Source organism: Candidatus Formimonas warabiya (genome assembly GCF_002777255.1).
Classification (GTDB): domain Bacteria; phylum Bacillota; class Dehalobacteriia; order Dehalobacteriales; family Dehalobacteriaceae; genus Formimonas; species Formimonas warabiya.
In genome coordinates, this window is the sequence record NZ_CP017634.1 from 3,390,954 (window position 1) to 3,417,916 (window position 26,963).

Sequence of the window (26,963 nt, forward strand, 5' to 3'; positions counted from 1 at the left end):
AAACAAAAGGGATACAGACCCGCTTGTTAGGCGTGTCTTTTTCACACCTCATACCCTCATGTTGGTACTATTTCGCCATCCTGCGACAAATTCCTGCAAAATTTTTATCTTCAGGAGTGAGGACTTATTACGCGATACTGGTTTCTTTTAGGGTCTCTTTAATTAATACTCTTAATTCCTTTAAATCAAAAGGTTTGGTGATATGTTTCTTCACACCCATTTTGGCCGCCTCAGAAACGATCTCCAGTTCCCCGTAGGCAGTCATCATGATCACTGGATTGTCGTATTTCATTTGTCGCAAGGTTTTTAGAACTTCCAGCCCATTCATGCGGGGCATTTTCATGTCCATCACAACCAAATCTGGATTACACTCCTGCACTTGCTCAATGGCCTCTATGCCGCTTCCTGCCGTGTATACTGCCATAAACTCATCTTTCAGCGCTTCAAAGAGCAATCTCCGTACGCCCAATTGGTCATCCACAATTAGAATGGACCAATTTTCTTTTGGTGTAGTACCCATGTTTGTCCCCCCATTGGTTCATTACCGGTATTTTGATTGTTAATGATTCTCAGTTCACCTAGTAATTTCCTTCTTTTTAAACAAAAATATCTAAATTTTTTTCCTAAATTCTGTAATCTTCCCAACGGCAAATACTGCGCAACCGCTTCAAGGAACCATCCTGCACATAAATTCTGGGCAAACGGGCTCCCGAGGTTGTCCGTCTCAAGGGAATCACCACTTCATCACCCACATGGATTCCCTTTCCTGTCACATCGATCATACTTAACTGCATGCCGACCCTGCCGATAACAGGCAATCGCTCTTGTCCCCGAGTCACGAAATGAGCCGGGACAATTCCCACCATGTTTGAGATAGATTTTGCCGCAGATTTCACAAGATCATAAGGTTTTACCGGCCTGGTATGGGGAACCATGCCAAAGCCGTCCGCGTATCCCACAGGAATGATGCCTACTTCCAGGGCCTTTTTTGCCACATAATCCCGGCCATATCCCACCGAGTCTCCCGGCTTTAATTGTTTCAGGGAGATCACGCGGGCCTTCATCTGCCAGGGGTCTTTCAAGGTAATTTTCCGGGCCACCTGATCAGACGGATACTGGCCGTAAAGCAAAGTGCCCACCCGAACCAGATCCAAATACATCTCCGGCAGATCCAGCACCGCCGCACTATTGGCAATGTGGGCAATAACGGAAAAACCTGCTTGTCTAATTTCATGCACCGCCTGGCTGAAAACGGCAAACTGCTTGTGGGCAAAACGCTTATCCGCCATCATCGCCGTGGCCAGATGAGAATAGACGCCGGACATTTCAATGGCAGGAAGATCTTTTAACCTGCTGAGGAAAGCAGAAAGCTGCTCCTGCAAAAGGCCGGATCGTCCCATGCCTGTTTCTACTTTCAAGTGAAAGCTGGCCCGGATGCTCTGTTTCTTTGCCCCTAAAGCAAGGGCCTCCAAAGCTCCCATGTCGTCAATCGTAGCAATTAGGCCTGATTTGACCATGATGTCGACCTCAAAAGGCAACATGGGGGCAAACACCAGAATCGGTGTGGAAATATCATGCTGTCTAAGTTCCAGTCCCTCCTCCAGTGTTGTTACAGCAAACATATCCACTCCTGTCTCTGCTAAAACCTGGGCCACCTCCACAGCTCCATGCCCGTAGGCATCGGATTTGACCACGGCCAGAATTTTCACAGGGGCCGGAACTAATTTTCTAATCTCCCGAAAATTATTAATAATAGCATCTAAATCCACTTCAATCCAGCGAATAAAATTATGCATGCCTATACTCCCTGATCCGGTTTCCAGGACAAAAACCCTGCAACCTATTTTTTTAACTTTTTCTTTAATCCAATCAACTTGCGCACCCCATGGTAGTAAAGGGGCTCCAGCGTCTGATACAGCCAATAGGCAGCCGGCTGGTAAACTAAATCATATTCCCCGATAAATTCCGTAAATTCTCCGCTGAACCCTTTTTTAAACCGGTACAGCCCGTAAAGGGGGTTTTCTTCCGTCAGCTGGCCGGGCACGCCGCGAAAATCATAGAGGGTACAACCCTGGCTTTTTGCCCATTGGATCATCGTCCATTGGATCAGGTAATTGGGCATGGCATTACGCTCCTTGTTGCTGGAGGCCCCATAAAGATACCAGGCTTTATCCCCTAACTTTAACAGCAGCGTACCAGCAATCACCTTGCCGCCTAATTTTGCCAGAAACAGCTTGGCATAACCCGGCGGCACCAAATAATCATACAAATCCTCAAAGTATTGATAGGACCGGACCAAAAAGTGGTCTCTTTCACAGGTCTCCTGCAAGACGCGATAGAAAACAGGTAAGTCTTCCCTGGTCCCGGTTTCTACAATCTCCACTCCTTTCCGTTCCGCCAGCCGAATGTTATAGCGGGTTTTTTGGTGAAAATTACGCATTAACTGATCACTATCCGGTGAAATATCCAAACGGAACACATATTTCGGCTGAACTCCCTCAAAACCCTCTCCTTTGTCCGCGCTCCGGAAACCTGCCTGTTTCAAGGCATCCTGCCACGCCAGGTCATGGGCGGGCACATCCGGGTCAATTTTTAAAAAAATTACCTGATGTTCCCGGGCCAAAGCTTTCATTTTCGTGAGCAAAAAGGGAAACAAGCCTGGTTCCTTGATATCCAGAACCGGTCCCCGGGGAGCGTAAAAAATATTTTTTTTTAAAAGGGGAATGGCCCTTTTTAAAACCGTCACCGCGCCTACCGGCTGTCCCTCTTTTTCGATCATGATCCGGAAGGGAATCCATCCTGTTTTTGCTTTTAGGTCTCCCCACTCCCAAGTCTGCAGAACATGTCCTTTCGGCGATGATTCAATAAATCTATTGAAATATGCTTTTTCTGAACTATCCATTAACCGCGCTTGAAAATCCAACGCCTTGTTCCTCCTTGCTGTACATTTTGCATCAATATCATTTCATGATTTCCTTATACCTATTCGTGGATTGGGATCAATTTCCTGCCTTCGGGGTGAGTCAGGGGACGGTTCTCTGACTCACCCCCAAAAGGAACAAAGGAACTTAACAACCTGAGTCAGAGAACCGTCCCCTGACTCACTGCAAAAAAAGAGCGGTGACCGCTCTTTTTTATTTATTCAATTTTTGATCCAGGGAAGCGCCGATAAACTGGCGGAACAAGGGATGAGGCCGGTCCGGCCGGGATTTAAACTCCGGATGGAATTGACAGCCGATAAACCAGGGATGGTCAACCAATTCTACGATTTCCACCAGTCTGCTGTCAGGAGATGTTCCACAAATTTTCATCCCCTTACTCTGCAATATTTCCCGATATTCATTATTAAACTCATAGCGGTGCCGGTGCCGTTCATAGACCACTTCATCTTTAAAGGCTTCATAAGCTTTGCTGTCTTCCATCAACTTGCAGGGATAAACACCCAAGCGCATGGTGCCGCCTTTATCCTCAATTTCTTTTTGTTCCGGCAAAAGATCAATCACGGGATAGGAGGTATGTTCGTTAAATTCACTGCTGTTGGCGTCGGCAAAATTGACCACATGGCGGGAAAACTCCACTACCGCCAATTGCATCCCCAAACAGATGCCAAAAAAAGGCACTTTCCTTTCCCGGGCAAATTGGGCCGCCAAAATCTTCCCTTCAATACCCCGGTCTCCAAACCCGCCGGGAACAAGAATCCCATCCGCATCCCCCAATTGTTCTTCCAGATTATCATCGGCTAAATCAGCAGAATAAACCCATTTAATCTTAATCTTTGCCTCATGGAAAATTCCCGCATGGCGCAGAGCCTCCGCCACACTTAAGTAGGCATCCTGAAGTTCCACATATTTTCCTACCAAGGCAATGGTGACACAGAATTTGGGGTTTTTAATTTTATGCACGATTTGTTTCCAGTCTTCCAAATCCGGCTCATTGCACTGCAAGCCTAAACGTTCAATAACGATATCGTCCAAGCCTTCCTGCTTTAACGCCAAGGGGACTTCATAAATACTTTCCGCATCAATGGCTTGAATCACGGCATCCTTGTCCACATCACAGAACTGGGCGATTTTCTCTTCCATTTCCCGAGATATGGGCATTTCAGAACGGCACACAATCACATCGGGCTGAATGCCGATACTTCTTAATTCCTTAACACTATGCTGGGTGGGCTTGGTTTTGGCCTCACCGGCTGCCCTGAGAAAGGGCACTAAGGTGACGTGGATATAAAGAACATTATCCCGCCCGATATCCCCCTTCATCTGCCGAATCGCTTCCAGAAAAGGCAAAGACTCAATATCCCCTACCGTACCCCCAATTTCCGTGATCACCACATCCGGATTGCTTTCTTTCGCCACCCGAAAAATACGTTCTTTAATCTCATTGGTAATATGGGGGATCACCTGAACTGTTCCCCCCAGGTAATCTCCCCGTCTTTCTTTCTTGATCACCGAATCGTATACCTTTCCGGTGGTAACGTTGCTGTTCTTGCTTAAGCTGATATCCACAAAGCGTTCATAATGACCAAGGTCAAGATCTGTTTCCGCCCCGTCATCGGTAACAAACACTTCTCCATGCTGATAAGGACTCATGGTCCCCGGATCAACATTAATATAGGGATCAAATTTTTGGATGGCGACCTTTACTCCTCTGCTTTTTAGCAAACGCCCCAAGGAAGCTGCCGTGATCCCCTTACCTAAAGAAGAAACAACTCCTCCCGTGACGAAAATAAATTTGGCCATGATCATTCCCTCCTCGCACGTTCCTGTCCAAATGCCCTCATTATTTTATCCCTTTTTTCGAAGGACTGTCAATCGCCTTTTTACATTCGTTCCGGGGCAGTAACGCCAATTAAGCGCAAAACATTGCGGATACAAATTCCTGTGGCTTTGGTTAAAAGCAATCGGGCATTCCTGATCTCAGTCTCCTCCGTTAATACCCGGCAATTGGTATAAAAACCATGGAATAAGCTTGCCAAATCATGGGCAAAGCTTGTCATGCGATGAGGCGCCATATTTAAAGCCGCAGAAACTATTTCATCCGGCAGGTCGGCCATTTTTCGGATCAGAGCGATTTCGGAGGGGTCTGAAAGAACTTTAAAATCAACCTGGGAAAGATCCGGCCATTGATAGCCCATTTCCTCCGCCTGCCTTAAAATACTGCAAATCCGGGCATGGGCGTACTGCACATAGAATACCGGATTATCGGCAGACTGGGACTTGGCCAGGTCCAAATCAAAGTCCATCTGGCTGTCCGGGCTGCGCATGATAAAAAAGTACCGGGCCGCATCCCTTCCTACATCCTCCATTAATTCATTTAAGGTCACATAGGTACCGGTGCGTTTGGACATGCGCACAATTTCCCCGTCCCGGAAAAGGCGCACCAACTGCATTAAAATCACGGTAAGCTGGTCGGGGTCATAGCCAAGAACCTTAACGGCCCCTTTCATCCGGGCCACATGACCGTGATGGTCTGCGCCCCAAATATTAATGACCTGTTCAAACCCTCTTTTGAATTTATTCTTATGATAAGCAATATCCGCCGCAAAATAAGTAGGCACACCGTTGGAGCGGACCAGCACTTCATCTTTTTCATCGCCGAATTGGGTGGTATTAAACCAGATCGCCCCTTCATTTTCATAAATATGGCCCTTCTTTTTTAATTCCGCGATCACCTTTTCCACTTCTCCGCTATCATGAAGGGTCTGTTCGCTGAACCAAACATCATAATGAACGCCAAAATCCTCCAATACCTTCCGGATACTGGAAATTTTTTCATCCAAAGCATACCGGACAAGAAATTCCCGGCGCAGGGCATCATCCATATTCTGATATTTATCGCCCACTTTTTGAATCAGGTTTTTCATGGTATCAATTAAATCCTCCCCGTGATACCCATCTTCCGGGAAGGGTACTTCTTGTCCCAATAATTGCAGATACCTGGCTTCTAAGGATTTGGCAAACTTTTCAATCTGGTTACCGGTATCGTTAATATAAAATTCCCGGGAAACATCAAACCCGGCAGCCGCCAGTACACTGGCCAAGGAATCCCCCAAAGCCGCCCCCCGGGCATTTCCCATATGCAGCACCCCTGTAGGGTTGGCACTCACAAACTCCACCTGTACCTTTTTGCCTTTACCTACCTTTGACTTTCCATACGCATCGTCTTGCTCCAGGATCACCGGCAAAACATCATAGACCCAGGTATGATTGAGATAAAAATTGATAAATCCGGGACCGGCAATTTCGATTCTATCGATCCAAGTACCTTCCGTAGAAAAATGCCCGACCATGATCTCGGCAATTTTACGGGGCGCTAATCTTGCTTCTTTCGCCATCAGCATGGCGATATTTGTCGCAAAGTCCCCATGCATTTTTTCCCGGGGTACCTCCAAAACAAAATCAGGCAGTGCAGAAAAATCCAATTGGCCGGCAGCTTTGGCTTTTTGAGCCGCCTGCTCAATCTGTCCTTTGATTTGGTTCTCCATGTTTTCCACCATACTCACAAAAAACGACCTCCGTTTATACCATGATTTTACTCTATTCGCCTCTTATCCTGTTTCTCCTGCCAAAAAAAAGATCTCTCTGTAAAAAGAGGGCATCCCCTTTCCGGGTACCGGGTACCGGGATGAAAACTCCCCTTGGCCCCTTGTCCTCCTGTCTTATCTTACCAAATAGTATTGACAAAAACAAATTGAAATAGCCGGGAAGGCATGGGCAATGTCCCTGAGAACGCCGGAAAAAATAAAGAGGGAACCTTCCGGTTCCCCATCATAAAAACCATCTTTAATTAATCCAAACGGTTAAGGCAAGGTGACACGATAAATTCCCTTAGGCGAGTCGGCATTCTTCTTGCCGTCAAAAATGATTCCTTTCGAATCCGGTGTCCAAACAAAGTGTGCCAAGCTGGTGAATTTCTCGTTCTCACTGGAATTGGTCACCGGAACCAGCATGTTTTCCTCCACATAAAACACATACAGATTCACATCAGGGTCTGTAAAGGCAATCTTTCTGCCGTCCGGGGACCAGGCGACGGCACGGCCTCCCCCCTCCGGAGCCACCTGCATTAAGACCGACCCATCCGCCTGCCCAATCCACAGGCCGGTGGAATCCGGATTAGGAGAATTCAGATTAATCGCCACCTGTCTCTGACCAGGAGCCCAGGCAACCTCTTTAGACCGGGCATCTTTCACCGGTTCCGTGTCAGTTAGCCATTCGGGGATTTTTACCTTAGGCGCCTCATACTTTCCATCTTGAAAAACCAAATCCCCCTGGGCTATCTGAGGCTTGGCGCCTTCTTTTAATTCCAATTTCCATTCTTCCTTGTCCCCATTGTCGGATACAAGATAATGAACAAACTTGCCATCCCCGGACAGAACAGGATAGGAAGCATTATCCTCCTTGTCTTCAAACAGCGGCACCACCTCAATGGTCTTCTTCTGAGTTTGGCCGGTAGCAGACAAGGGTAATTCAATCACATCTGTTTCAGGCGGAGAAACGGTTTCCGCCGGCTTCTCTTGGGAAGATGCTTCCGAATCCGGTTTTTGCTCCTCATCCCCGGAAGCCGGGTTATGATCAACATCTTTTGGCTCTGTACCTTTTGGGTTCGTGTCTTTCGGTTCCGTATCTGTATTCGGTTCAGAATCAGCCGGTGCCGTAGGTTCAGTGACATCTGCTTCACTGTCCGGCACCTGGCTCGTTTTTGCCGGATCCGGATTTACATAAGCAATCTGATCGTCGGGTGGCTGTTTTTTCACGAGCGGCGTGCCGAAAATATTTCCCCAACTGCCCGCTAAAACCAGCGCACATAATCCTAAGGTCACTGCGGCAGTCCGAAACTGCCAGCCGCCTGCCAGCCTTTTCCACCCTTCACCTAAGCCACGGAAATATTTTTTCATCCGTGCCGCCAAGCCCAAAACTTCCTCCGGGTGAGCAGCTGAGGCTACCTTTTTCTCACAAGGGAAAGGTATTTGGGCCATAATTCTATCCGTCAAATCAACCGGGGGGATTACATGGCCTAAGGCCTTTTTCAACAGATCGTCGGTGTCTTGCACTAAACCGAATTCTGTACGACAGTCCGTGCACAAAGACAAATGGTCATCGAGGGCCTTTTCTTCCTGCAAAGAAAGCTCATGATCCACGTATGGAAAAAACATTTTTCTAGCCTCTTGACAGTCCACTTTTTGCCCCCCTTTCCACTAAATTACTAAGACGTTTCTGAAGTAATATCCGTCCCCGATAAAGCCTGGTTTCGATGGTAGATACGGGAAGATTCATCACCTCGGAAATCTGCTGATAAGACATGTCCTCCAAATATTTCAAAACCATGGGGACGCGAAAATTTTCAGGCAATTCCGCGATCGCCTTATGTACCGTCTCCTGGATTTCTTTACTTTCAAAACAGGCTTCCGGCTGATCGGAAGTGAGCGAAGTAAATTCAATCACATTATCCAATGGTAAAAACTCTTTCGGCCTTTTTTTCAAAGCATTATAGCAAACATTGGTGGCAATGCGGTACATCCAAGGAAAAAATTTCCGGTCACCATCAAATTTATCCAAAACACGAAAAAGGTGTAAGAAAACTTCCTGAGCCAAATCAACAGCATCATCATAATTATTCGTTAAACGATAAGCCAAACTAAAGATCTGCCGTTCATACCTTTTAACAAGCACTTCAAAAGCTTCTCTTTTTCCCTGTAGGCAAAGCTCAACCAGTTGTTCATCTTGCAGGCGGTCCAACAAAGACCACATCCTTTACCTATCCATAATATAATACAAAAATTCGAGAGAAAAACTTGCAAAAATTTTAAAATAAATCATATCAAGTTTAACACAACAAAATTCCTTTTCTCAACGGAAAACTTTGGAGCGAAAAAAGCGTCTTGTGCTTTTTCGAGAACTCCCTGCGCCAGAGGAACCGGTGCCTGTAACCCCTAGAGAACTCTCCCTCCTAGGCGTGCCGGAGGGCAAGGTGCAAAAAAATTTCTCATGAGCCGAAAAGCAAACCCGGGCTTGGTTTTTTCTATGGAAGGATTCCCTATCCCAGGGTATAATTAGTAAATGGGGAGGGATGGGAAAATGGCGAAAAATTTAGGCGCCCGGCTTTTTTTGATGCTTCTTTTTGCCGGCCTGGTTCCGCTGGGCATCTTTTTTGCCGCCAGCACGGGGATCGTCCCCTCGGAAGGAAAAAACTACCTGCTCGTCATTTTTTTGACCTGCCTGGTGATGGTGCTGATTTCTGCTTATCTCCTCACAGGAAGCATGGTCAGACCCATCAAAAAGCTGGAAAAATCCCTCGACGAAATAGGTGCAGCTTTGGAAAATCAGGCATACTTAAGGGAAAAAAACGCGGCGTTGACGATCCTGGCCCATACAGACGATTTAACCGGCCTTCCTAATCACCGTTACCTTGATCATAAGCTGGATGAATTACTGTCCGAAGCAGAAAAAACAGGTCAACCCCTCTCCCTGGTCCTGTGCGCTATCGATCATGATGTGCCGGGATATGGGGGAGGAGATGAAATCTTAAAAAACTGCGCAAACAGGATGAAGCAAATGATTCCTCCGCTTGGTGCGGCCATAAGATATGGGGGAAACAAGTTTGCCTTAATTCTCCCGGGCTACGATAGGCCCCAGGCTTGCGCCCTGATAAAAGAAATTCAACTGGCTATGGAGAAACCGGTGCCATTAAAAAACCACAGAATCCTATTTTCTACGGGAACTGCCTGTTATCCTGCTTGGGCCTTAAACAAGCAGGAGCTGATCCAAAGGGCTGAAGAAGAGCTGGATCAAACCAAAAAAAATCATCTCCCTGAAATTGGCAAATATTTTTCCGGCCTGCTCTTTTTAAAGGATCATCCTGATCATCCTTTAAGAGAACTCCATTCTTTTGCCCAGTTTATCATGATCATGATCCATGCCAAAGATCAATATACCCTTTTTCACACCGAGCAAGTGGCAAAATACGCCGCAGCAATGGGCGAAGCCTTATCACTGCCCCCAAATGAAATCATCTATGTGCAGTTAGGCGCTCTATTTCAGGATGTGGGAAAACTGGAAGTGCCGGAAAGCATTCTGAATAAAAAAGGTCCCCTCACCGAGGATGAATGGAATTCCATCAAACAACATCCCCTGTGGGGTGCCCAAATTTTATCCCTATTTCCGGACACCGGCCCGGTAATCAACCTGGTCAAGCACCACCATGAGCGCTTCGATGGCACAGGGTACCCGGACCAATTGTCTGGCGATAGCATCCCCCTAGGGGCCCGGATCATTGCCGTAGCCGATAGTTTTGCGGCCATGACTACGCCCCGCCCTTACCGGAAAGAGCGCAGTATTTCAGATTCCTTAATAGAACTGCGGCAGCATGCCGGAACACAATTTGACCCGGAAATGGTGCAGGTATTTATGACGGTGGTCCATGATCTGATTTAAAACGCCTTTAGAATACCAGATATCCGAAAACCAAAACCACGAGGCCAATGAGGATCCGATAGTAGCCAAATATTTTGAAATCTCTTTTTTGAATATATCTTAACAAAGCAGCAACTACTCCTAAGGCGACAAAAAAAGAAACTACAAATCCTACGGCCAACACCTGCCACTGGGTGGCCGTAATCACAGCCCCCGTCTCCAGCATAGAATATAGGGAATAAACGGAGGCAGCCATCATGGTAGGTATGGCCAGAAAAAAGGAAAACTCCGTGGCCACACCCCGGGAGGCCCCAAAAACCATGGCGCCGATAATGGTGGCGGCCGACCGGGAGGTACCCGGAATCATGGCTAAACACTGAAACAGGCCGATCAAAAAAGCAGTTTTGTAACTTAACTCTCCTATGGATCGGATGGCTTGTTTTTTGTGGGTGGACTCCAAAATAATCAGGATGATCCCTCCCACCACCAGCGAGATGGCCACCGTAAAAGGATTAAACAATTTTTCTTCCACATAGTCCCAGCATAAAACGCCCAGGACAATAGCCGGTAACACGCCCACAATGGTTTTGCGCCACAGGCGCCAGATTTCAGTTTTGTCAATGATGCTTTTGCGGGACCCAAAGGGAAATAAGCGGTTCCAAAAATATACAATGACGGAAAGAATCGCCCCCAACTGAATCACCACATCAAAGGTATTGGCAAACTTGCCTGTAAATCCGACAAACCGGTTTACCAAAATTAAATGTCCCGTCGATGAAATAGGTAAAAATTCTGTAATCCCTTCTACGATTCCTAAAATCACGGCACTAATAAAATCGTTCATCTAATGCTCCTCCAACCCTGATATCATTGTCAGGCATACTTAATTATACATTATACGTTTTTTCCGCACACAGGACAACCCTGCATGCGCAAAGGTTTCTCCAAGTGCCCTTTTAGCAGCACTTCTTCATTTTGAAATATTTCCCTGGTGGGTCCATCGGCAACGATTTGCCCTTTGCTTAGTACAATGGTCCTTTCACAAAGATCCAAAACCAAATCCAGGTCATGAGAAGCAATAATCTTCGTGTGCGTAAAGCCGGACAGCATGTTGATCAGACGGCGCCGGGCCAGGGGATCTAAAGCCGCGGAGGGTTCGTCCATAATCAGAATATCCGGGGACATGGCGAGCACCGTGGCAATGGCCACCGCTCTTTTTTCCCCGCCGGAAAGCTTATAAGGAGGCCGGTCTTTCAAATGAAGAGCGCCCACAGTGTCCAGGGCCCGGTTGACCCGTTCCTGAACCTCCTCAACAGGGAGCCCCATATTTAACGGGCCGAAGGCCACATCCTCAAAAACGGTGGGCATAAAAAGCTGATCGTCCGGATCCTGGAAAATCATCCCCACACTGCGCCTTACCTGAGGGAGCGTTTTTTGGGTTACCGGGTAATCGCCCACCCGGACGGTACCGCTGGCAGGAAAAAGAAAACCGATTAAATGGAGTAAAAGGGTGGATTTACCGGCCCCATTAGCCCCTACAAGGCCTACCGCTTCTCCGTGGGTAATGCGAAAAGACACATCCTGCAAGGCCTCCGTCTTGCTGTTGGGATATGCATATCTAATTCCTTTCATTTCTACGATATGATGGCTCATTTTATGCCTCCCAAAAATAATGACCCCATAAACTCGGGAATATTATAGAGACGGGCCAGGATAAAATACCCGGACCAGCCGCACACATAAAGAATATCCTTTCCGGAGATTCGATTTGTCTTCAGCACGGGAAACTCCCCGGTAAAACCGCGGCAGAGCATGGCCTGATAGATCCTTTGGGCCCGGTCGATGGTCCTTAACAGCAGTTGGCCCAATAATGACCCCCACACTTTAAAATGGACACCTTTGTCCCGGAGGGACCGTAAGGCATTGGCCCGGAGCACCCGTGCCGTTTCCTCCAGCATCACGCTCAGATAGCGGTACATAAAAAGCAGCTGAACGACAAAAATTTTGGGTAATTTCAGCCTGAGCATGGCAGAGGCTACCCCTCCGATGCCGCTGGTAGCAATCAGTAATAAGGCCCCTAAAACAGTGAAACAAAAGCGCAAAATAATCGACAAAAAAGACACCCATCCCCCTGTAAGGACGGTACTTCCCAGCACCATCACGGGAGTGTGATCAAAAATGGGATTGAAAATGCCCACGCCGAATGCAAAGGGCAGGGAAATCAGCATCCTTTTGAAAATCGGCCCCGGGGGCAAATCGCCTAAAACCATGACGACAATCAGATATAAAGCAAAGGGCAGCAATTCTACCACCTGATACTTGTGGAAGGAAACAATGGCAATAATAAATACCAGGGTGGTGAGGAATTTTGCCAGAGGGTGCAAACCATGGATCATCGTTTGTTTCGCGGACAACTCGTCAAATAATCTTAAACTGTTCCAGGAAGAAGCAAAGTTCGCCATGTCCCTACTCCCTATTTGTGAAATATTTTAATCATGATACTACAATTGGACAAAAAAGTATACCCTATTCAGGTTCCGGGTTCCCATACGGATACGAAAGGCGGGAACCTTTGGTTCCCGCCCCTTATCATATTTGGTTCCCCCGGGTTTTATGCATGTTTCTTCATAAAGCGCAAACCGGCACCGATCATTCCGGCAAAAACCAGGGTCAGCAACCCGCCCAGCAATCCGGAAAGGGAGGTTCCCCCGTTTACCGCCGGCCAGGTTTCTTCACTGCCCGTTTCCGTTTCGGTGACCGCTGTTTCTGCCTGTTTAAAGCCATAATCGGGAAGAAAAGCCGTCTTTTCCTGTAGGGCCGCCAAAGCTTGATGAATTCCCCCAGGCGCTTCTAATTCTTCCTTCCCTGAAGTATGAAACATGGACCATTCCAAACCATCCGGATTGGCAGAGGCAAACCAGGATAAGGCCCCTCCCGTGCACACCGCAAACAGGGCAAATCCTACAATTACTTTGCGCATAGATAATTTGCCATAGGCTTTCCCCTCCGCCGCCCGTTCAATGATTTCAGGACGGGCTTTCCAGACAAAGGTAATTGCCGCCGTGGTAATCAGTCCTTCCACCACACCGATGGCCAAATGAATGGGCTGCATTAACAGCACAAAAGTACCAAAGGGCAGGTCGGAGATGCCGGAAAAAAGGGTTTCCAGAACCACACTAAAGGCCCCCAACTGCAGTCCAATCACCGCCGCAATGGTGGCGCCGAAAAAAATCCGGCCGGAAGAGAACTTATTTTTCGTTAAAGGTTTAAATAAGAGGGGATAAGCAATAAAACAGGAATAAACGCCCATATTAAAAATGTTACAACCCAGGGCCAGTAGCCCCCCATCCCCAAAAAACAGGGCTTGAATCGTCAGAATAGATGCCATGACGAGAAATCCGGCATAGGGGCCTAAAAGAGCGGCCAGAATCAATCCCCCGCCCAGATGCCCGCTGGAACCGGTGCCCGGAATGGTAAAATTAATCATTTGGGCGGCAAACACTGCCGCTCCCAACACACCCATGAGGGGAACTTTGCTCTCATCTAGATCTGCCTGCACCTTTTTAGCCGAGTAGGCGGCAAGCCCTGCAGAAGCGGCCCACATCACTCCTCCTACGGCAGGAGATATTAAAGCATCTGCCATATGCATATCTATCGTCACTCCTTTTCAAATCATAAACACGGTTACCGGGATTAGAAAACCAAAAACAAAGGAATCCTTTTTCATAAAACCGGACAAGAACCGGAAAAGAAAAAAGACCATGAAGCAGCAACCTGTTACATACAGGTTTTCCGGCCTTCATGGCCTTGTTGAGATTATAGTATTATGTCGCCCATAAAATGTCAAGTGTAATTTTTTTGTCTTCAGCGCAAAATAGCAACCATCATTCGACCTCTAACCTTTGACTGCATAATTACCCCATCACTACTTGCACCTGATGATCTTTTTGATCATTTACCAATGGGATGATCAGGTCTTTCATTTCTTTGCCATCCAGCATCATTGTCTTCACCCCTTTATTTACACCCAAAGGATTCCGGACATGAATCTGGTAAAGGGTTTGCTGATACTTGTACTTAATTTCGTATTCCGGCCAGTCCCGGGGGATACAGGGATCAAGGAAAAGCTTTTCCCCCTCTTTGCGCAAACCTAGAATCTCTTCCAGGCCCACCCGATACATCCAGGAAGCCGCTCCGGTATACCAAGTCCATCCTCCCCTGCCCACATGGGGGTAAACCGCATAAACATCCGCCGCCATCACGTAGGGTTCAGCCTTGTATACCGCAGATTCAATGGAGGTCCTGCTGTGATTGATGGGATTAATCATGTGGTACAGGGCCCATGCTTTATCGCCTAGACTCATTCGGGCAAAGGCAGAGATGACCCAAACCGCCGCGTGGGTATACTGGCCTCCGTTTTCCCGCACACCGGGCACATAGCCTTTGATATATCCCGGATTTAAATCACCGGCGTCAAAAGGAGGGGTCAACAGGAGAATCAACCCTTCTTCCTTTTTGACCAGGTAATTTTCCACTGCCGTCATAGCCTCACGAATCCGGTCTTCCCGGGCCGCACCTGAAATCACCGCCCATGACTGGGCCAGGGAGTCAATTTTGCATTCGGTATTTTCCGCCGACCCTAAAGGCCTGCTGTCGTCAAAATAGGCGCGCCGGTACCAGTTGCCGTCCCAGGCATTTTCTTCAATATTCTGTTTGATCCGCACCGCTGTGTCCAGGTATTTCTCTGCTCTTTCCGGGTCCTTCATGGCTTGACACAAGGGGGAAAAGGATTGCAAAACCTTAACCAAAAACCAGCCCAGCCAAACACTTTCCCCTTGGCCGCTGCTGCCCACGGCATTCATGCCGTCATTCCAGTCTCCCGAACCCATGAGAGGAAGCCCGTGGATCCCAAACTGGGCGGCCCGTTCTATTGACCGGATGCAGTGCTCATAGACGGAAGACGTCTCATGAGATACCCTGGGTATGCCGTATCGTTCTTGTTCACCCTCTTTCAAAGGTTCTTCTTCCAAATAAGGCACCGGAACATGCAACAGGTCAAAGTCCCCCGTCTTATCCACATATTCTGCCACAACATAAGGAAGCCACAACAAATCATCGGAAAATCTCGTCCTGACCCCCTTGTCTCCCGCCCCCGGGTGCCACCAATGCTGAACATCCCCTTCCAGGTACTGGTGGGCGCAATGTAACAGGATCTGATTTCTGGTCACCTCCGGCTGGGCATAGATCAGGCTTAACACATCCTGAAGCTGGTCACGAAAACCATAAGCCCCCCCCGATTGATAAAAGGCGGACCGGCTCCATACCCGGCACGAAAGCACCTGATACAACAGCCAATAATTGATCATGATGTCCATGGACAGATCAGGCGTAGCCACCTGGATGGTACCTAACCTTTCCAGCCAGGACGCTTTTACCCGGGCCAAAGCTTCTTTTGCCGAAACAGGGCTCAAATACTTGGGCACCAAGGCATGAACAGCCTCCATATTTTTCTCCTGCCCGAGCAAGAAGACGATTTCTTTCTCACCGCCCGGAGGCAATTCGAATGCCACCTGAACCGCCACACAAGAGTAGGATCCGGTCGGCAAACTGTCAGACAATTTTTCCCGTTTTAAGGCTTGAGGAAACACAAGGCTGCCTTCCCTGCCGATAAATTCTTCTTCATCACCCGTAAAGCTGTGTACAGGTTCCGAACTGCTCACGAAAACAAGCCGGCCGGGAAAATCATGCTGATAAGAATTATTCACGATGATACTATGCAGATCCCCTTGGTATTCTGAAGAAATAAACTGCTGGGTAATTTGGTCCGTCACCCCCAGAACCGGTTTCAGGTAATAAGTAAGAGACAGTTTTCTGGTCTCCGGTTCCTGATTGGTGAGACGAATCAGGCCAATTTTCACCGGATCATCAGGAGAAACGAACAGGGTCAGCTCCTGACCGATGCCCTGACTGTGGTGACGAAAATGGGAATATCCCAGACCGTGCCGCACCGTATAGCTTTCCTTTTCCCTGATGGGAAGAGGAGTCAGGGACCAGAGTGCGCCGGAATCTTCATCCCGCATATAATAAACTTCTCCCGGGGGATCACTGACCGGGTCATTGGACCAAGGCGTGAGTTTATTCTCCCGGCTGTTTTCTGCCCAGGTGAAACCGGCCCCGCTTTCCGTGACCAGGAAACCGAAACCCGGGTTGGAAATCACATTGGTCCAAGGAGCCGGCGTATGCATCTCTTCCTTTAAGCGGATCACATACTCTTTCCCCTCTAAATCAAAGCCACCGTACCCGTTAAAATAAGTGAGATTGAGCGGTGTGTCCTTGGAAACATAAGCCCTTTTCGGCCCGGGAAAAATTTTTTCTTCCGGTAAATGGTCCGCTTCCCGGTCTGTCTTTAACTGCACGGCCAGAGGCCCGTCCTCCCCTTTGAGAATAATTCTGGCTACCGTAAAGAACAGCACTCTATCCTCGGCCGGCATCAGCCGGGCATTCAGGACAAATACGCCGCCGGGACAGTTGAATACTTCCCGGGCCAGGCTGGACTGGACCGTCTCCATAATTTGATCCTGTACCGGCTGCAAATAGCCGGTTTCATCTTCATTTAAGATCACCAGATCCACATTAAGCCCCTTAAAACGCCAGTATTCATGGGCTTTGAGAGCGCTTTTCACCAGGCCTATTTCGTCGGTATTTTTGATCGTCACCAATACCATGGGCAAATCCCCGGAAACCCCGTAAGCCCAAAGTCCCGGCTGTCCTTTCCGGTTTTTGCGGAAAAGATCCTGATATTTGCGCCGCAAAGGGCTGAGAAAGACCAGATGGGCAACCATCTCCTGATAAACTTCTGTCTCCTCAGGCTTCAGGTTCAGATATCCCTCCTCGATCCGGCCTCTGGACCAGGCCAATTCAAAGGCCCGCTTGATGGAAGCGTTCTCATGGTATTTTTCCGCCAGCTCCATGGCCTGGACCCGGTCATCGGCCACCGCCACCACAAAAGCAATTTTGGCGGTTTTACCCGGGTTAATTTTGATCCGCCTTCTCAAACTCAGTACCGGGTCTAGCACCGGACCAATGCTGTTGGACAAAGGATGTCCCGCATCCAATGCCAAGGGATAGGCGATGGTTCGGTTCCGCCCCAAAAACTTGCCCCGGTCGGTTTCATACTGATAATTTCCCAGTGCCTCTCCGTCTACCACCATGGTATGAATGGCCCAGGTAACCGGCCGGTTGTTTTCTCTGGGCCGTCTAAAGGCCAAAATTCCCTCATATTTGGGCAAAGCCTCCGTACGCACAAAAAGATTGCTAAAGACAGGATGGGCCACATCCGTAGCATGGGAAGTGAGCACAATCTCCAAATAACTGGTAATATCCAGAACCGCCGGTTCCTCCCCGTGATTGGCCAAAGAGACTTCCCTGATTTCCGCCTGGTCTTCCGGAGAGACGGTGATTTCCGTGTGCGTGGTGATCAGACCGTCATCCCTGATAAATTCCGCCTTATGGGGAGAAAAAATCGCCTGGTATTGATCGGGAGCCTTGAGGAAAGGTTCTTGGGTGACGGACCAGGCCTGATTCGATTGCATTTCCCGCACAAAGATAAAAAAACCTGATCTGCCGGCAAAACCCCGGTCCCGCCACCGGGTCACCTGCACGCCGTCCTGACGGCTGTAGCCTAGACCTTCTTTGGTCACCAGGACAGAGTATCGCCCGTTTGATAAAAGGTGGCAGGAAACCCCGGACAGATTGGGTGCCACATACTTCCCCATGGCGTCTGCCTGTTCTTTTTCCTCCGGGGCAAAAGGCTCTACCCTTTCCTTATTTTCTTTCGTCAGGATCACACGCAGGGGCACTTTCTCCTGAAGCAAAAGTTCGCCTGCCTTGACCAGGGGATCCTGGTGGAAGCGCCGCTGCATCACATTTTCATGGAAGAAATTATTTAAGGCAATTAAACTCATGCCCTGGTGGTGGGCCATATAGCTTTGCACAATCCCCTTTTTCCTCCCCATGAAAAGCCTTTCCGGGGTATAATCCACTGCTTCGTACAATCCGTAATTCCCCTCCACGCCGTCTTCCCGCAGCCTTTTGATATTTTCCCAGGCGCTTACAGGATCAAGGGGCAGAGCTAAAAAAGTAGAATAGGGTGACACCACCATATCATTGATTAACCCTCTTTTTAACCCTAAATCAGGCACACCACATGCTTTATACTGGTAATTCAGCTGAATGTCAAAGGCATAAAAGCCGGACTCGGATGTCCCCCAGGGAACCTTCCGCTGCAGTCCGTACTTCTGCTGGGCCTTCACTACAAAACGGTATGTCTCATCCAGCAGGGTATTGGAATAGCTTTTCATGATGAGAAGAGGCATCAAATACTCGAACATGGTACCGGCCCAGGAAACCAGTCCCTTATATCCATCCACCATGGTTAAAGATTTTCCTAAGCGGAACCAATGCTCTTCCGGCACCTCTCCCCGGACGACCGCCAAAAAGCTGGTAATTCTGGCTTCCGAGGCGAAGAGATCATAGTAGCTGTTGGTCAATTTTTCTTCTTCCACATTATAGCCAATGGAAAACAATTGTTTTTGTTCGTCAAATAAAGGAGCAAAATAGGTGGCGGAAACCAGGGCATCAATTCTCGCCATTAAGTGCTCCAGTTGTGGGGCAATGCCATCCGGCTCCGCCAAAGACCGCTCCAGATACTCGGCCAGGCCCTGTTTCAGGGTGATTAAAAAGCCGACAAAATTCCCGCTGTCCACAGATGAAATATAAGCGGGGCGGAGAATCTCCAGTGTCCTGGTATCATACCAGTTATATAAATGGCCTTTCCATTTTTTCATCCTTTCCACCGTATCAAGGGTGCGGCCGATCTTTTGCGCCATTTCCCCCGTATGGATAAAGCCAAAATCCCGGGCGGTTAAAATAGCCAGCAGCAAAAAGCCGATATTGGTAGGAGAAGTACGGTGGGCAATGCCGTTGGGAGGATTCTCCTGATAATTATCCGGGGGTAAAAAATGATCTTTCTCCCCCGCGAAATCCTCATAAAAAGCCCAGATTTTTCGGGCCAGAGCCTCTAAGGCCTCTTTGGCCTCCCGGTCGAGATGAGGCTGCTTTTTCCCGTCGTCTTTGCTGATCTGATAGGCGACCCAGGGAGACCCGATCCACATTAAACAACTAAAAAAGGCATACCCTAAATTTTCCGGCGCCCAAAAGAGCACCAGGAAAAATATGATCACCGCTTCCCCAAGGGCGGGAAACATGGTATAAAAAAAGCTGGTCCCATTATTCTTAAGAGTTTTTTCCACATCCGCCGCGGTGACCCACTCCAGCATTTTTTTCCGGGAAAAAAACACCCGGTACAAAGTCCTGATCATGGCGTCGGTCATCATGTAAGCCTGATAGGGCAAGAAAATCCAGGTGAGCAGGACCTGATACAAAACGGCTTTCAGGCCGAAAATCATATTGCTGTGACATTTTTTCCACTCGGTCTTATAGTGCTTAAAAATCAAAAAATCAAGAAACCCCAAAACCAAGGGGAGACCCACGGCAAGCAAACCCAGTCCCAGCCAAACAGAAGCTTTTCCGGGAAAAACCGTCAGCCCTAAAGTAAAAAGGAGCAGCACAGACAGAGAAATCAGGCTTCTGCGCAGATTATCAAAAATTTTCCATTTAGAGAGGGGAGAAAGGGAGTTTTTCGTCACCAGCCATCTGATCAGCTGCCAATCCCCGCGCACCCAGCGGTGCATTCTCATGATATAGGAATTATAGCGGGCCGGATAAGCATCCACCAGTTCCAAGTCTGTCGCCAGCCCAACCCGGACATAACAGCCTTCCAAAAGATCATGGCTTAATACGGTGTTCTCGGGAATCACCCCGTTTAATGCCTGTTGGAAAGCCTTCACCTCATAAATTCCCTTTCCGGTAAAAATACCTTCGCCAAAATAATCCTGATAAATATCGGATACCGCCGAAGTATAGGGGTCGATCCCCCCTTGCCCGGCAAAGATTCTGGAGAAAAGGGTTTTATTGGCACTTTCCACATTGACCCCAATGCGCGGTTGAATTAAACCGTATCCCTCCATTACGATCCCTTTTGCCGGATCGTATACGGCCTTATTCAGGGGATGGGCAATGGTGCCGATTAACTTCTTGGCTACATGCAGGGGAATCCTGGTATCTGCATCGACCGTGATCACGTACCTGATTTTTTCTAAAAAGGCCGGATCGCTCCCCTGCCTAAAAGAACCTGTATCCCGCGGATTGGCCAGCAGCCGGTTCAGTTCCATTAAGGCGCCCCGTTTTCTCTCCCAGGCCATCCATCTCTTTTCCCGCGCCAAGTATCTCCGTTTCCGCAAAAAGAAATAAAATATCGGCTCTTGATCGGCGTATTTTTCATTCAGTCTTTTGACCCCTGCTTCAGCACTCTCCCATATTTCCTCATCACCGGGCAGATTTTCCTCTTCCGCGTCCTTCACGTCACCCAATAAAGCAAAATAAAGATTCTTCTCTTTATTTGACAAATAATGTACTTCCAACTGGTCAATTAACTCTTTTGCCCGCAGGGCATTGGGGAGTAAAGTAGGAATCACCACCAAGGTAGCCGCTTCTTCCGGGATCCCTTCCCCAAACGCTAATTTAGGCAAAAAGGCAGGAGCAGTTTTCCTGGTAATCACACGCTGGACCAGGTTGATGGCAATATCGCTTACGGGAATCAGCACCCCCAGTCCCACCAGCACTAAAACTGAAATCTTTTTTTCCGGCGCCGCCTGATAGGCATAAAAAAGAAACAGTACCACCAGGAGACCGGTCAGAGAAGCCACATAAATTAAATATCTGGCCAGGGGAGAAAAGCTCTTTGCCCCGCCCTTTCTCTTGCCGATGGTCTGAAGCAATAAGTTTTTCCCTTCACCAAAAATAAAGTAGCCGATATGCCGTGCCTTAAAATTCTTCCCTTCTCCTCTCCGGGCCAATTCCAGGGCATTTCTCACCACATGGGTCTCTGATGTCCTCAGTTGTTTGGCGATTTTCTCAACTTGATGCCGGTAATAATCCCGCGAGGGGAAATCCATGCGGGAGTATGTACCGTCCGGGTCCTGCCGCAGCATCCCTTCCACAAAACTAAGATTTTCAAAGACATCATTCCAATTGATGGACGTGAGCAACCGCATGCTGGTAATGGAGTTGCCCATGGCCACCTGCCTGGCTGCCTGCTCCCGGTGTTCCTCCTGAACCACCTGTTCCACAGCAAGGTCAAATTCCTGCAATTTTTTCTCCAAAAAATCATAGAGACGAGAGGTGTCCCCCCCTTCCCGGCGGGCCCTTTTCAACAGATGTTCCACAAGAGAAAATGCCCCTTTGTGCAAGGTATGATGCGCCCCCATAAAACCATCCAGATCCGGCAAAGCATTAAGGGGCATTTTTTCTGCTTTGCACCATTCCATCTGGGACCGGCCTACCTTTGCACAAATATTTTTCAGATTCTCCATCAAGGCCATTTTCAGCATCATGGGCAGGGCCCATAACTCGCCCATGGAAAGGATGCTGTTGGACTGATACGCCTTGATGAAATCCACCGTTACTTTTTCATCAATCCGGCCATCCAGGTGAGACACCAGTTCCAGAGCGATGGCATAAACCCTGGGGTAGCCTTTTAAAAAACCGCTGTCTAAAATATTCAGCCTTAGGCATTTCTCCCGGATCAAATTTTGCCTAATTTCTTTCACCTGTTCTTCCAGCAGATAAAAATTGTCCAGCAGCCATTCGGCGGCAGGAGGAACCGGTATTTTTTCCTTAATATCTTGATTTAACATGCGGTATACCGCAGTGATCAAACGAAAGTTTCGGTCCATCCGGGACAAGAGGCAGTCGGAGGACCCGGTATTTTTACTGAAGGTATGAGATTGGGCAATTTCTTGGGCATGTTTTTCCAATTCTTCCGGGTTCAGCAAAGCATCCTTCGATTCCTGGTCCATATATTTTTGCCTTTTTACCGGCCAGCTTAATACTAACAATAGGGCAGCAATGCAAAGAACAACAACCCAAAGCGGCATAATGTCAATCCTTCCTGAGTTCTGGATTAGAAAACTTGGCTTGCGCCCGGCCTCTGGCGACGGCGGAAGCCTTTTCAAACTGGTAAATCTCTGAAAAGATAAAAAAACCAAGGACAGATGTCCTTGGTTTTTATTATCTCCAGAATATGATAAATTAACCCTTTTCTAGGCCAGACCCGGTTTTTGCTCATTCCCAGACAAAATCCGCATCCCCACCCCCTTCTCTTATCCGAAAAAACAGCCGAATTCATCCAGTTTTAACAGGTATAAGGTCTTCCATAACAATCCGCCGATATTCTCGATATCCGAAACATAGGGGCACCACTTCCCGTTGCTTCTTTTCCAGTACAAATGCCACATACCGTCAAAGGGCGTGTATCTCAACTGGCAGAGATCGTAAAAACCGCTTTGCCCCTTATTCTTAATACTGACCGTGATTCTGTTTTGACGCCGTACTACCCGGTACTGCAAAGCCGGCCAAGCAGTAATAAAAAAGTCATTAATTTGATTTAAGGCCTCTTTCATGGTTTCCTTGTCCGGGGTAAAAAGCTCCGTTAAGGCCCGAATACCGGAAATTCCTCCTGCTTCGTAGGCACTGATCCATAATTCCAGTTTTTCTTCACCCAGATTAAATCTTTTTACTGATTCCATAAAGCCCCGGTCTCCACCATATATATCCATCGCCTCAATCGTCGCCTTGACAATTCTTTCTATTTCATGTGGGCTCACTATCCTGTTCTCCTTTACTAAGAGTCGACAAAAAAACTATACCTCATTTTACCCTGGCTCACCTAAAAAGCATATCCTATTTTTTAATTTTTCCTTATGGTAATTATGCACCAATATTTTTTATTATTCCAGCAAATACTAAGAAACACCGCAAGGAGGTCTTTCAAGCATGGAACAAATCTATACCAACCAGCCCTGGACAACCCAGCAGACAAAATTAGGGCAGCTGGTCCCGGAAATTACCCAGGTGGAATCTTTACTTCATGAAGTGATTGGATCCGGCACAGGAACCATCGTGGACATGTGCACCTATCTTCTGGAATCAGGAGGAAAAAGACTTCGGCCTTTATTAGTAATCTTAAGCGGGAAAACAGTTTCTTCCCCTTCCGGAGACCGATTGGTCGCTGCGGGGGCGGCGGCTGAATTAATTCATATGGCCTCCCTGGTCCATGACGATATCATCGACCAGTCCCTGGTGCGCAGGGGCCAACCCTCTTTATATGCCCTTTGGGGGCAAAAAAACGCAGTTTTAGCAGGGGATTTTTTATTTGCCAAAGCATTTGACCTCTTGGTATCCGCCCAACTCCATGCCACCTTAAAACTAATGGTCACGGCGATCCAAGAAATGTGTCAAGGGGAAATAACCCAAGCGGACCAATTGTTCCGTACATCTCAATTAGAAGAGGATTATTTCCACAAAATATACCAAAAAACAGGAAAGTTCCTGGCGGCGTGCTGTCAAGCCGGAGGGATCATTTCCCATGCCGGCGAGGCCAGAGAAACCGCTTTACAAATCTACGGGACTAACCTGGGCTATGTTTTTCAGATTATTGACGATCTTTTAGATTTTGACGGCCACAGTGAGATTCTAGGTAAACCGGTCTGCCAGGACCTGGCTCAAGGTAATTTAACACTTCCTGTCTTATATTTATTAAAGCACCCGGAACATGGCCCCCAGGTGCGGGAAATCATCAAAACCCGGCGGTTGGACAAAGTAAATTGCGCCATGATCATCGATTTGTTAAACCAAACCGGACTGCTGGACCAAGCCCGAAACGTGGCCGCCCATTGTGCCGGGATCGCCAAGGCGGAGCTGGCCAAACTGCCTCAGGGCATGAGCCGGAACATGCTGGAATACATTGTGGATCAAGCTTTGGAACGCACCTCATAGTTCAGTCTAAAGCCCAAAGTCAAAGGTCAAAAGTATCAAATCCTTAACTGCGCTTCAAGACTCTGCGGCCAGCCTTCGACTTGGTACTTTAGACTTCTGACTCATTAAATTATTTTTTTCCGGCGCAGCAGTTTACAGATTAGGTACCACCCGGTACAGGTTTTTCCGGTCTTCCTGATTAAAGTGCGTGCCGTGCCTTTCAGCCATGCCTCCGATGTTTTGGGATCAGACAGATATAAGGAGACCATCCCGGCAATCACGGCGGTATGAAAGGATGCGTGCTCCAACATGCCGGCTTTTGTGAGAGACTGGTGTAAAAAGTAGGCCAGCCTTTCCTTCATTTGGCCTGGGTCATGGTAATAAAAAAAGAAATTCAAATCGCCTTCCCGGCGGTCCTCCGCCTGATCAATGAAATAGTCCAGCAAAATATGCAGCCCGCACAGATAAGGAAAATAGGCGGTTTTTATTTTCCTCACGTCTTCCTCTGTTAAATCGGCAGCACAAGCGGCCCCGCACAATACAAAAACCCCCAAAGTGGACCCGCAGGCAGCCCCAAATTCCCAAACAGAGATATCCGGATAATCGGTTACACAGGGAGAGGCCCAGGCCACCATCTTTTCTTCCCGCCGGTCCACCCCAAGATGTTTCAGGCTTTGGAGGCTGTTGTAAAGGGAGACTAAAGCTACCGCCTCTTTGCGTACCAGCCGGTAAGAAATAAAATGACTTAAACAGGCGCGGCATTCTTCAACTAAGGAGGTAAGATAGCCTCCGTCATTCCGGTAGGGATAATAGGCATAGTAATCCGACAAAGGAAGCTCAGGGGAAAGGGCCTCCGTCATCGCCAGGTGCAGTTGGCGAAAACTCTTTTCCTCTTCACATCCTGCCCGGTCACACAGGTTGTCGAGATAATCGCTGATCGTCTGAAAAGCGACAATAAACCGGACCATGAGGTCCTGGTTTACCCCGGGATATAAGGCATAAATACTTCCTCCCTGGCAATGGAACCGTTTCATATGGATACTGGCCAAGGCCTGACGGCGTAATTCCTGATCAGGAATCCTTTCCGCCCGCTCCCGCCACTTTGCCAAAGCCTGTTCTACTTTCGGAAACACTTCCTTAATAAACCGCATCACCAAAATCCACTGCTCCATAGCCTGACGCAAAAAAAGCACATCCTTTAGTCTAAAGTCCAAAGTCTAAAATTGAAAGTTAGTCAAAATTTTTCAGGTCCGGTAAAGTTTTTTGACTTTTGACTTTTAACTTTCGACCTTTGACTTATTTTTTCGGGAACAAAGGGAGGAAAAATTTCGTCTCTATTCTATAATATGCCTTGAAAAAATGCAAATTAACCCTGAAAAGATATTCTTTTGAGAAATGGGCAAAAAATCATTTGGCGTGCATGTTTATTACTGATATAATAGGCTGATAACAGATATTGACTGTAACAAACCTGTAACATGACTTCTATATAATAATAACGAAAGCGGATCATTATTTCTTTTGATATTTCTCTCTTTTTGTTGAAGAAAAAATCTTTATTAACTATAATTAAAGTTAATATAAATACTAATTAAAATCCAAGGAGGTACATATGTTTACAAAGAAGAAAAAAGTTATCGCTATCACAGTTACCGCTCTGATTCTGGCTCTCTCTTTAGGTACCACAAGCTTCGCAGACACTGTTTCCAATACCTTGAAAGCCCAGTATAAAGCACTGAAAATATTGCTGAACGGGCAGCAGGTCACCATGGAGAGCCAGCCCATTATTGTTAACGGCAGTACCTATTTGCCCTTACGGGCCTTTGCCAATCTTTTCAACAAAAATGTAGACTGGAATGCGGCTCAGCAGCAGGTGACCATCACGGACAAACCGGATAATCAATTGACCAGCTTACAGGCGCAAGTCACGGAAAAAGAAAACCAGATCATCACGTTAAATGCCCAGCTCACAAGCGCGAAGAACAAAATTGCCGATCTGGAAGATGAACTGGACAGCAATTCAAATGATGATGAGGACGACGTTGATAATGCGATCGATGATTTGGAAGGCGACTTGAATGACAACTATGATTCCCCCGGAGATTCGGATTATATGGACAATGACGATATTGGATTTGATGAAATCGTTGTATCCGGGGATGAAGATGATATCACCATCAAAATCTATTTAGAATTGGACGATGCTGTTGACGCTGGAGATGGAGATTATGAAGATAATGAGGACTTTTGGTACAGCATTGATACGGAGGGGATCCTCAACTACCTGGACGATATTTGCGATGATGTCTGGAAAGTAGACGAACTTGAAGATTGCGACATTACAGGAACTTTCTATGATTCTGATGACAGCAACAATAAATTGGATACCTTCACCGCTGATAATGGTGACAACGCAGAAATTGATTAGACTTTCATGCTAGATTAGTGTACGATTAAAAAATAAAGGCAAAACGATTGAACAATCGTTTTGCCTTTATTTTTACCGGCAAAACAGAACATAAAAAAACTCTTAATTTTAGTAAGAAATAAAAAATTTTCGGGAACAATTTCAGGAAATTTTTCGTCTCTATGCTATAATATACTAAAAAATTTTTT

The 26,963-nt window shown here is 47.5% G+C and carries 17 protein-coding genes; 3 read left to right on the forward strand and 14 right to left on the reverse strand.

Annotation, left to right across the window (positions count from 1 at the left end):
- Window positions 1-127: 127 nt before the first annotated feature.
- The 7 genes from DCMF_RS15565 to DCMF_RS15595 form a co-directional block, all read right to left on the reverse strand.
- Complete coding sequence (locus DCMF_RS15565) at window positions 128-520, reverse strand: response regulator (RefSeq protein WP_148135269.1); 393 nt, start codon at window positions 518-520, stop codon at window positions 128-130.
- Window positions 521-623: 103 nt separating this feature from the next.
- The gene (alr, locus tag DCMF_RS15570) at window positions 624-1,796 is read right to left on the reverse strand and encodes an alanine racemase (protein WP_148135270.1); all 1,173 of its coding nucleotides are present in this window, start codon (window positions 1,794-1,796) and stop codon (window positions 624-626) included.
- Between the two features lie 44 nt (window positions 1,797-1,840).
- The gene (locus tag DCMF_RS15575) at window positions 1,841-2,923 is read right to left on the reverse strand and encodes a lipid II:glycine glycyltransferase FemX (protein ID WP_148135271.1); all 1,083 of its coding nucleotides are present in this window, start codon (window positions 2,921-2,923) and stop codon (window positions 1,841-1,843) included.
- Window positions 2,924-3,134: 211 nt separating this feature from the next.
- Window positions 3,135-4,742 carry a CTP synthase gene (locus tag DCMF_RS15580; protein WP_214658640.1) on the reverse strand — a complete coding sequence of 536 codons (1,608 nt, stop codon included), beginning with the start codon at window positions 4,740-4,742 and terminating at the stop codon, window positions 3,135-3,137.
- An 80-nt stretch (window positions 4,743-4,822) separates the two neighbouring features.
- Entirely contained in the window at window positions 4,823-6,505 is a 1,683-nt protein-coding gene (gene argS, locus DCMF_RS15585; protein WP_148135272.1) for an arginine--tRNA ligase, read from the reverse strand.
- Between the two features lie 297 nt (window positions 6,506-6,802).
- The gene (locus DCMF_RS15590) at window positions 6,803-8,155 is read right to left on the reverse strand and encodes a zf-HC2 domain-containing protein (protein WP_148135273.1); all 1,353 of its coding nucleotides are present in this window, start codon (window positions 8,153-8,155) and stop codon (window positions 6,803-6,805) included.
- A gap of 4 nt (window positions 8,156-8,159) precedes the next feature.
- Window positions 8,160-8,738: an RNA polymerase sigma factor gene (locus DCMF_RS15595; protein WP_214658641.1), complete on the reverse strand. Its 579-nt coding sequence runs from the start codon at window positions 8,736-8,738 to the stop codon at window positions 8,160-8,162.
- A 339-nt stretch (window positions 8,739-9,077) separates the two neighbouring features.
- Here DCMF_RS15595 and DCMF_RS15600 point away from each other — a divergent pair, with 339 nt between their 5' ends.
- Window positions 9,078-10,433: a bifunctional diguanylate cyclase/phosphohydrolase gene (locus DCMF_RS15600; RefSeq protein ID WP_214658642.1), complete on the forward strand. Its 1,356-nt coding sequence runs from the start codon at window positions 9,078-9,080 to the stop codon at window positions 10,431-10,433.
- A gap of 7 nt (window positions 10,434-10,440) precedes the next feature.
- On the opposite strand, the gene DCMF_RS15605 is transcribed toward DCMF_RS15600, so the two are convergent.
- The 6 genes from DCMF_RS15605 to DCMF_RS15630 all read right to left on the reverse strand — a co-directional run bounded on the left by DCMF_RS15605 (window position 10,441) and on the right by DCMF_RS15630 (window position 23,197).
- Window positions 10,441-11,256 carry an undecaprenyl-diphosphate phosphatase gene (locus DCMF_RS15605; protein WP_148135276.1) on the reverse strand — a complete coding sequence of 272 codons (816 nt, stop codon included), beginning with the start codon at window positions 11,254-11,256 and terminating at the stop codon, window positions 10,441-10,443.
- Window positions 11,257-11,306: 50 nt separating this feature from the next.
- Window positions 11,307-12,065, reverse strand: coding sequence for an energy-coupling factor ABC transporter ATP-binding protein (locus DCMF_RS15610; RefSeq protein ID WP_148135277.1), 759 nt, complete (start codon window positions 12,063-12,065; stop codon window positions 11,307-11,309).
- Window positions 12,062-12,874, reverse strand: a complete 813-nt coding sequence (gene cbiQ, locus DCMF_RS15615; protein ID WP_148135278.1) for a cobalt ECF transporter T component CbiQ — start codon at window positions 12,872-12,874, stop codon at window positions 12,062-12,064. Before cbiQ ends, DCMF_RS15610 begins: the two co-directional genes overlap by 4 nt.
- A gap of 149 nt (window positions 12,875-13,023) precedes the next feature.
- Window positions 13,024-14,061, reverse strand: a complete 1,038-nt coding sequence (locus DCMF_RS15620; protein WP_148135279.1) for an energy-coupling factor ABC transporter permease — start codon at window positions 14,059-14,061, stop codon at window positions 13,024-13,026.
- A gap of 265 nt (window positions 14,062-14,326) precedes the next feature.
- Entirely contained in the window at window positions 14,327-22,468 is an 8,142-nt protein-coding gene (locus tag DCMF_RS15625; protein ID WP_148135280.1) for a glycoside hydrolase family 94 protein, read from the reverse strand.
- Window positions 22,469-22,693: 225 nt separating this feature from the next.
- Window positions 22,694-23,197: a DUF3024 domain-containing protein gene (locus DCMF_RS15630; RefSeq protein WP_148135281.1), complete on the reverse strand. Its 504-nt coding sequence runs from the start codon at window positions 23,195-23,197 to the stop codon at window positions 22,694-22,696.
- A gap of 169 nt (window positions 23,198-23,366) precedes the next feature.
- On the opposite strand from DCMF_RS15630, the gene DCMF_RS15635 reads away from it, so the two are divergent.
- A complete protein-coding gene (locus tag DCMF_RS15635; protein WP_148135282.1) occupies window positions 23,367-24,368 on the forward strand; it encodes a polyprenyl synthetase family protein in 1,002 nt (333 codons plus the stop codon).
- Window positions 24,369-24,472: 104 nt separating this feature from the next.
- On the opposite strand, the gene DCMF_RS15640 is transcribed toward DCMF_RS15635, so the two are convergent.
- Window positions 24,473-25,531, reverse strand: coding sequence for a tetraprenyl-beta-curcumene synthase family protein (locus tag DCMF_RS15640; protein WP_236860037.1), 1,059 nt, complete (start codon window positions 25,529-25,531; stop codon window positions 24,473-24,475).
- Window positions 25,532-25,959: 428 nt separating this feature from the next.
- Here DCMF_RS15640 and DCMF_RS15645 point away from each other — a divergent pair, with 428 nt between their 5' ends.
- Complete coding sequence (locus DCMF_RS15645) at window positions 25,960-26,775, forward strand: copper amine oxidase N-terminal domain-containing protein (RefSeq protein ID WP_148135284.1); 816 nt, start codon at window positions 25,960-25,962, stop codon at window positions 26,773-26,775.
- Window positions 26,776-26,963 lie beyond the last annotated feature (188 nt).

Coding starts and splice junctions, on each gene's coding strand:
- DCMF_RS15635 (WP_148135282.1), top strand. CDS start 23,367: ATGGAACAAATCTATACCAACCAGCCCTGGACAACCCAGCAGACAAAA.
- DCMF_RS15580 (WP_214658640.1), bottom strand. CDS start 4,742: ATGGCCAAATTTATTTTCGTCACGGGAGGAGTTGTTTCTTCTTTAGGT.
- DCMF_RS15600 (WP_214658642.1), top strand. CDS start 9,078: ATGGCGAAAAATTTAGGCGCCCGGCTTTTTTTGATGCTTCTTTTTGCC.
- DCMF_RS15605 (WP_148135276.1), bottom strand. CDS start 11,256: ATGAACGATTTTATTAGTGCCGTGATTTTAGGAATCGTAGAAGGGATT.
- DCMF_RS15590 (WP_148135273.1), bottom strand. CDS start 8,155: ATGTTTTTTCCATACGTGGATCATGAGCTTTCTTTGCAGGAAGAAAAG.
- DCMF_RS15625 (WP_148135280.1), bottom strand. CDS start 22,468: ATGCCGCTTTGGGTTGTTGTTCTTTGCATTGCTGCCCTATTGTTAGTA.
- DCMF_RS15645 (WP_148135284.1), top strand. CDS start 25,960: ATGTTTACAAAGAAGAAAAAAGTTATCGCTATCACAGTTACCGCTCTG.
- DCMF_RS15620 (WP_148135279.1), bottom strand. CDS start 14,061: ATGCATATGGCAGATGCTTTAATATCTCCTGCCGTAGGAGGAGTGATG.
- alr (WP_148135270.1), bottom strand. CDS start 1,796: ATGCATAATTTTATTCGCTGGATTGAAGTGGATTTAGATGCTATTATT.
- DCMF_RS15610 (WP_148135277.1), bottom strand. CDS start 12,065: ATGAGCCATCATATCGTAGAAATGAAAGGAATTAGATATGCATATCCC.
- cbiQ (WP_148135278.1), bottom strand. CDS start 12,874: ATGGCGAACTTTGCTTCTTCCTGGAACAGTTTAAGATTATTTGACGAG.
- DCMF_RS15565 (WP_148135269.1), bottom strand. CDS start 520: ATGGGTACTACACCAAAAGAAAATTGGTCCATTCTAATTGTGGATGAC.